A 7,516-nucleotide genomic window follows, 5' to 3' on the forward strand; every position below is an offset into this window, starting at 1 on the left:
GATCGGGCCGTTCGGGCCGTTGATGGTTCCGAAATCGACCGTCTCGAAGTCGGTGTTGTTCATGGCGTCGACCACCGAGGGCGTCGCGGTGCCCGAAATCTGCACGCGGTGGCTTTGCTGCCCGCGCGTCTGGTTGTTCAGCGTCGCGTCGAAATAGAATTTGAGGTCGTCGTTCGGCTTCCATTCGAGCGCGGCGGTGCCGTTGTAGGTTTCATATTCGTAATTCTCGAGCCCCTGCTGCAGGAACTGGATGCGCAGGAACGGAAACGCCTCGGCGCTCGGCCCCGAGCCTGGCAGGACGAGCGCGTCGCGGTCGACGCGCGGCTTGAACGCGGCGACGTCCTGGCGGGCATAGCTGCCGCTGACCACGATGCCGATTTCGCCGATCCCGGTGTCCCACCGGTTGCCGAGCGTGGCCGACAGCCGCGGCAAGGTCGATTTCGACAGGTCGCTGTTTTCCATCTGCGCGCGCGCCGCGATCAGGGGGGCCTTGAGGTCGAGCGGGCGGATCGTGCGCAGGTTGATCGTGCCGCCGACCGATCCTTCGATCGTCTGCGCGGTCGGGACCTTGGTTACCTCGACCGAGGCGATCAGCGCGGCGGGCAGGTCTTCGAAACTGATGCCCGAACGGCCCGCGCCCGATCCCACGGTCGACACGCCGTTGATTTCGGTGCGGTTCGCGTCGGTGCCGCGGATCTGCACGGCGTTGCCCACGCCGGCCTGCCGCGTGATCTGGACGCCGGTCACATTCTCCAGCACTTCTGCGAGATTCTGGTCGGGCAGCTTGCCGATATCTTCGGCCTGGATGACTTCGACGATATTATCGGTGGAACGCTTTTCGCCCAGCGCGGTTGCAAGGGAGCTGCGAATGCCCGTTACGACGATCGCATCGTCGCCCGTATCGTCGGCGGCGGCGCCGGTGCTGTCCTGCGCGGTCGCGTCCTGCGCAAAGGCCGGGCTGCCGAGCATCGCCATGGCGGTGGTGCCGAGCAGCGCCGCAGCAAAATTGATTTTACCGGCGCCCGATGCGCGAACGATGCTGCCCCGAATCATCCCACTCTCCCTCATTGGCATTGTTTGGAGAGAAGCTCGTCTTGTCAGACCAATATGTCAACCCATTCTGTATACCGTAACCGGCTTGATATTGTCCTACCTCTTGTATAGACCAGTCGGCGAGAATCATAAAAAGGGTGCGGCGCAGTGAAGAAAAAGGCGGTTTTGGCGGTGGCGGTGCTGGCCTCGACAGCAAATCCGGCGCTCGCGCGCGACCTGCTCGTCGCCGATCAGGCGCAGTACAAGGCAGCGGTGAAAAAGGCGCAGCCGGGCGACACGATCGTCCTCGCCGATGGCGAGTGGCGCGACTTCCAGATCGTCTTCACCGGCCATGGCACCGCCGCCAATCCGATCGCCCTGACCGCGCAGACCAAGGGCAAGGTGCTGCTTACCGGCCAGTCGAACCTACGCATCGGCGGCCGGCACCTGCTCGTCTCGGGCCTCGTCTTCAGGAGCGGCGCCAGCCCGAGCGACGAGGTGATCAGTTTCCGCCGCGATTCCAAAATGCTCGCGGCCGACACGCGCATCACCGAAGTCGTCATCGACGGCTACAGCAAGCCCGATCGCCGCGCCGAGGATATCTGGGTCGCGCTCTATGGCACCGGCAACCGCGTCGACCATTCGCATTTCGAGGGCAAGACCAACAGCGGGGTGACGCTCGCGGTGATCCGCCGCGCGGGCGATCCGCTCGACAACCGCCACCGGATCGATCACAATTATTTCGGCCCGCGCCCGCCCTTGGGCTCGAACGGCGGCGAGACGATCCGCATCGGTACCAGCGAGGAATCGCTCTCGGCCTCGAACACGACGATCGAACGCAATATCTTCGATCGCACCAGCGGCGAGGTCGAGATCGTCTCGATCAAGTCGGGCGGCAATATCATCCGCGAAAATCTCGTGCTCGAAGCGCAGGGCGCCTTCGTGCTCCGCCACGGCAACGGCAACCTCGTCGAACGCAACATCTTCCTCGGTAAGGGCGTGGCCGACACGGGCGGGGTGCGCGTGATCAACCGCGACCAGATCGTGCGCGGCAATTATTTCGAGGGCCTCGCCGGCACTTCGTTCAAGAGCGCGCTCAGCGTGATGAACGGCGTGCCCAATTCGGTGATCAACCGCTACCATCAGGTCGCGAACGCGCGGATCGAGGGCAACAGCATTATCGACAGCGCGCGGATCACCTTGGCTGCTGGGGCCGATGCCGAACGCTCGGCCGCGCCCATCGACAGCAAGTTCGAACGCAATCTGATCGTCGGGGCAAAGGGGCAGGATCCGTTCCGCGCCGAAGGCGAAACCGGCGGCATCGCGCTGGCGGGCAACGTCGAGGCGAAGGTCGCGAAGCCGTTGCTGGGCGCCGGCGTCGAGCAGCGCGACGTCGTGCTCGAACGCGCCGCCAACGGTCTGCTTTATCCCACCGACCCGGCGCTGGCGGCCATCGGCGCGCCGCGCGACCTGAAGCCCGTGACGCGCAAGGAGGTCGGCGCAAGCTGGTATCGCGGCGACGCCCCCGAAGCCGCATTCGGTGCAGGCAGCACGCGCCCGCTTGCCGCAGGCGCGTCGCTCGCACAGGCTGTCGCCGGGGCGAAGGCGGGCGATACGCTGACGCTTGCGGCGGGCACCTATGAGATCGCCGTGCCGCTGGCCGTGCAGCGCCGACTGACCATCGCCGGCGCGAAGGATGCGAAAGCCGTGCTGCGCGTGGCGTCGAGCCTCGCGCGGATCGAAGGCGGCGGCGGGCTGCGGCTCGAAAATCTTGCCGTCGATGCGAGCGCCGCTGCGGGCGAAAACCCGCTGATCGCGGTCACCGCCGGCGCTGCACCCAATTATTCGGTGGTGTTCGACGGCCTCGCGGTGCGTGGCCCCGGCAAGGGCCGGCTCGACGGCATTGCCATGGCCCCCGGCACCTTCGCCGACGATGTGACGATCACCGGCAGCGATTTCGCCGAGATGGGCGTCGTCGTCTCGGGCACCGGCGAGCAGGAACCGAAGGGCTGGTATCCGATGGAACGGCTGACGATCAGCGGCAGCCGCTTCGCGCGCGTCGCGATGGTCGCCGACCTCTTGCGCAAGGGAACCGACGAAAGCACCTTCGGCCCCTGGTTCGCGATGACCGGGTCGAGCGTCGCCGACAGCGGCCGTGACGGTGCCTCGCTGCGGATCTCGGGCGCGCAGCACACCGACATCGTGCAGAATAATTTTGCCAAGTCGGACGGCATCGTCGTGATCCATTCGGTCGGCGCGCCCGAGACGCGGATCGCGTCGAACGCCTTTGCCGCAACCCCGGCGCCGCGGATCGAGGAGCTGGCATGGAAAGGCCCGCCGCGCGGGCTGATCGAGATGAATGTGGAGGCGCGCCCGTGACCCGCACCCTCGCGCTCTTGCTCGCCACCGCCATGCTGCCCGCCACCCCGGTGACCGCACAAACCCCGCCCGCAGCCTCGCAGCAAGCCTATGCGCCGCTTTTCGCCGGCGAGGTCGAGCGCGCACGGCGCGACGTCGACGCGTCGATCAAGGCGGGCATCAACGTGCCCGTGCCGAAAGACCCCGGCGGCGGCTTCACGCACGAACAGCACAAGCGCAACTACCGCACGATTTTCGAGGGCGGCCAGCTCTTCCGCCTGACCGGCGACGTCCGCTATCGCGATCATGTCCGGGGCCTTTTGCTCGCCTATGCCGATCTCTATCCGAAGCTCGGGCCGCATCCGGCTGCTTCCAATCAGGTCCCCGGGCGCCTCTTCTGGCAAAGCCTCAACGACAGCGTCTTCCTCGTGAATGCGGTGCAGGGCTATGCCGAAATCCGGGGGGCGCTCTCCGCCGCCGACCGCAAGCGCATCGACGATCAGGTGATCCGCCCGATGGCGCGCTTCCTCTCGGACGGCTCGCCTGAGGTGATCAATCGCATCCACAATCATGCGACCTGGGCCGCGGCGGGCGTCGGCCTGTCCGGCTATCTGCTCGGCGACCGCGACTTGGTCGACAAGGCATTGCTCGGGCTCGACAAGAGCGGCAAGGCGGGTTTCCTGCGCCAGCTCGACCTGCTCTTTTCGCCCGACGGCTATTATGCCGAAGGGCCCTATTATCAGCGCTATGCGCTGCAGCCCTTCGTCGTCTTCGCGGCGGCGATCGCGGCGAACGATCCGGACCGCAAGATTTTCGAGTACCGCGACGACATCGTATTGAAGGCGATCCGCACCGCGATCGACGTGACGCACGACGGCTATTTCCTGCCGATCAACGACGCGATGCCCGACAAGAGCCTGCGCACCGAGGAACTTTATCACGCGGTCGCGATCGCTTATGGCGCGACGAAAGACCCGACCTTCCTGTCGATCGCCGACTGGCAGGGTCGCACCGTGCTGACGCCGGCCGGGCAGGCGATGGCGGCCGATCTCGCTGCGGGGAAGGCCGAGCCCTGGCCGTTCGGCTCGCGGCTCCTCTCCGACGGTCCCGAGGGCAAGGACGGCGCACTCGTCCTGCTCCGCACCAAGCCCGATCCGACCGGTCCGTTGCTCGTCGCCAAGAATACGGTGCAGGGCATGGGCCATGGCCATTTCGACCGGCTCGGCTGGCTCTATTATGACGAGACCGGGGCGGTCGTGACCGATTATGGCGCCGCGCGCTTCCTCAATGTCGAGGCGAAACGGGGCGGGCGCTATCTCCCCGAGAACGACAGCTGGGCGAGCGCGACGATCGCGCACAACACGCTCGCCGTCGACGAGCAAAGCCATTTCGGCGGCGACTGGAAGGCGGGCGAGAAAGCGGGAACGCACCAGCTCGCGGCGTCGCTCGAAGGCCCGACGCGCTATGCAATCGGTGAAATCGACAGCGCGTATAAGGACGTCAGAATCCGCCGCGCGCTGCTGCTGGTCGAGGTCGATGGCCTCGCCAACCCTCTCACACTCGATATCCTCCGTGGAACTGGCAGCGGCAGCCATCGCTATGACCTGCCGCTGCATTTTTCGGGACATATCATCGACAGCGATATTGCATTCGATCGCAAGCTCGCCGAACGGCCGGTGCTTGGGCAGGCGAACGGATATCAGCATCTTTGGATCGACGGCGAAGGGACGAAGACCGGCAAGGCGCGGTTGACGTGGATGCAGGGCAGCCGTTTCTATTCCTATCATATGCTGCCGCCCGCCGGCGCGCGCTTCATCGTCGCCGAAAGCGGCGCCAATGATCCCGAGTTCAACCTGCGCCGCGAACCCGCGCTGATCCAGCGCGTCGACGGCGCGGCGGAGGCGACCTTCGTCAGCCTGCTCGAACCGCACGGCGCTTATGACGCGTCGGCCGAAACGGTGGTTGCGAGCAGCGCGCGCGTGTCGGCGCTCGAACATCGCAAGGAACAGGGTGTTGATCTGGTCCTCATCACCCTCGTCGACGGCCGCCGCATCGCGATTGCCGTCGCGGACGATGTTGCGGCGGGCAGTAAGCACAGCGTCGCTGTCGACGGCCGGACCCTCGCATGGACCGGCCCCGTCGGTCGCCTCGACCTCGCCAAAACCGGAGCGAAGAAATGAGCAATATCAAGGGCCGCTTCCGCTGGTGCGTCATCGCGCTGATCGCGCTCGCGACGGTGATCAATTACATCGACCGCAACGCGCTCGCCGTAATGTGGCCCGAGGTATCGAAGGAAATCGGCGCCTCGAAGGAAGATTATGCGCTGCTGGTGACGATCTTCATGATCTTCTACGCCTTCGGCCAGTCGCTCTTCGGGCGCATCTTCGACGCGATCGGCACGCGGATGGGTTTCACCATCTCGATCGCCGTCTGGTCGCTGTCGATCGCGGCGCATGCGCTGGTGCGCTCGATGCCTTTGCTCATGGTGCTGCGCGCAACGCTGGGCGTCAGCGAGGCGGGCAACTGGCCCGGCGCGGCGAAGGCCAACGCCCTGTGGTTTCCGTCGCGTGAACGCGCTCTGGCACAAGGCATTTTTAACGCTGGGGCATCGCTCGGCGGGATCATCTCGGCGCCGCTGATCGCGCTGCTGTTCGTCCAGTTCGGCTGGCACGGCACCTTCCTGCTCATTGGCGTGCTCGGCTTCGTCTGGCTCGTTCCCTGGCTCTGGTTCTACAAGGCCGACCCCGACAAGCACCCCGGCCTCGGCGAGGAAGAGCGCAACTATATCCTGACCGGACGCACCGAGGCGGGCCGCGACGACGACCGCCGCGTGCCGCTCGGCGAACTGCTGCGCTATCGCCAGAGCTGGGGCGTGATCCTGTCGCGCTTCTTCCTCGACCCCGTGTGGTGGCTCTTTGTGTCGTGGTTGCCGATCTATCTTGCCGAAACCTTCGGTTTCGACGTCAAGCAGATCGGCCTCTTCGCGTGGGTGCCCTTCGTCGGCGCGATGCTCGGCAGCCTGTTCGGCGGCTGGCTCGCGGGGCGGATCATCGGCAAGGGCGGCGGCGTGCACAAGGCGCGCATGACGACCATCGCGACCGGTTGCGCGATTATGCTGCCCGCACTGCTGTTCACCATCGGCGCGAGCGATCCGCTCACCGCAGTGTTGCTGATCGCGTGCATCCTCTTCGGCTTCCAGATGGCGATCGGCAACATCCAGACGCTGCCGAGCGACTATTTCGGCGGCGGTGCGGTCGGCAGCCTCGCGGGGATCAGCGGCACCGCCGCGGTCGCTGGTACGCTGATCACCACCTGGCTCGTCCCCGTGCTCACCAAGACGAGCTATGCGCCGATCTTCGCGCTCTCCGCGGCGATCGTACCGCTTTCTTTCCTGTGTTTCTGGCTGGTCGGCGGTCGCGTCGCACCGGTCGCCATCCAACCTGCCAACACCCAAGAATAAGGAATTGCATACATGACTCTCCAGAGGAAAACCGCGCTCGTCACCGGCGGCGGCCGCGATATCGGCCGATCGGTCTCGATCGCGCTCGCCCGCGCCGGCGTTCGTGTCGCGATCAACTACAACAGTGGCCGCGAAGCCGCCGAGGATACGCTGAAGACGATTCTGGATGCGGGCGGCGACGCCTTTCTGATCCAGGCCGACGTGACCGACAGCGGCGCGGTCAAGGCGATGCTCGAAGAGGTAGGGATCGCGTTCAGCGGCCGGCTCGACATCCTCGTCAACCTCGCCGGCGGCATGGTTGCGCGCAAGACGCTGAGCGAGATGGACGAGGATTTCTTCGACCATGTCATGACGCTCAACCTCAAATCGGCCTTCCTCGTCCTTCAGGCGTCGCAGCCCTTCCTTGGCGAAGGCTCGGCGGTGGTGAACGTTTCGTCGCTCGCCGGCCGCGACGGCGGGGGGCCCGGCGCGTCGGTCTATGCGACCGCAAAGGGTGCGCTGATGACCTACACCCGCTCGATGGCGAAGGAGCTCGGGCCGCAGGGCATCCGCGTCAACGCCGTCTGCCCCGGACTCATCGGGACGAGCTTCCACGACATCTTCTCGAAGCCCGAAGGGCGCGCCGCGACCGCGGGCAACACGCCGCTGCGCCGCGAAGGCCATCCC

5 protein-coding genes are annotated in these 7,516 nt (G+C 65.9%); 4 read left to right on the top strand and 1 reads right to left on the bottom strand.

Features of this window, described 5'->3' with window-relative positions; genetic code table 11:
* Positions 1-1,053 (bottom strand): TonB-dependent receptor plug domain-containing protein (locus tag VGD20_RS15850; protein WP_331135364.1); only part of this gene is annotated, 1,053 nt, incomplete at its 3' end.
* Positions 1,054-1,200: 147 nt separating this feature from the next.
* On the opposite strand from VGD20_RS15850, the gene VGD20_RS15855 reads away from it, so the two are divergent.
* From VGD20_RS15855 to VGD20_RS15870, 4 genes are all read left to right on the top strand, one after another.
* On the top strand, positions 1,201-3,411 hold the full coding sequence (locus VGD20_RS15855; protein ID WP_331135365.1) for a polysaccharide lyase 6 family protein: 2,211 nt from the start codon (positions 1,201-1,203) through the stop codon (positions 3,409-3,411).
* Positions 3,408-5,570: a heparinase II/III domain-containing protein gene (locus VGD20_RS15860; RefSeq protein ID WP_331135366.1), complete on the top strand. Its 2,163-nt coding sequence runs from the start codon at positions 3,408-3,410 to the stop codon at positions 5,568-5,570. The genes VGD20_RS15855 and VGD20_RS15860 overlap by 4 nt, the downstream gene beginning before the upstream one ends.
* Positions 5,567-6,850: an MFS transporter gene (locus VGD20_RS15865; RefSeq protein ID WP_331135367.1), complete on the top strand. Its 1,284-nt coding sequence runs from the start codon at positions 5,567-5,569 to the stop codon at positions 6,848-6,850. Before VGD20_RS15860 ends, VGD20_RS15865 begins: the two co-directional genes overlap by 4 nt.
* Positions 6,851-6,862: 12 nt before the next feature.
* Positions 6,863-7,516: SDR family NAD(P)-dependent oxidoreductase (locus tag VGD20_RS15870; protein WP_331135368.1), on the top strand; the 654-nt coding region annotated here is incomplete at its 3' end.

Source organism: Sphingopyxis sp. (assembly GCF_036402335.1).
Taxonomy (GTDB): Bacteria; Pseudomonadota; Alphaproteobacteria; order Sphingomonadales; family Sphingomonadaceae; genus Sphingopyxis.

Excerpts from the sequence above, each read along its gene's own strand:
- VGD20_RS15865 (WP_331135367.1), top strand. The coding sequence starts at position 5,567 with ATGAGCAATATCAAGGGCCGCTTCCGCTGGTGCGTCATCGCGCTGATC.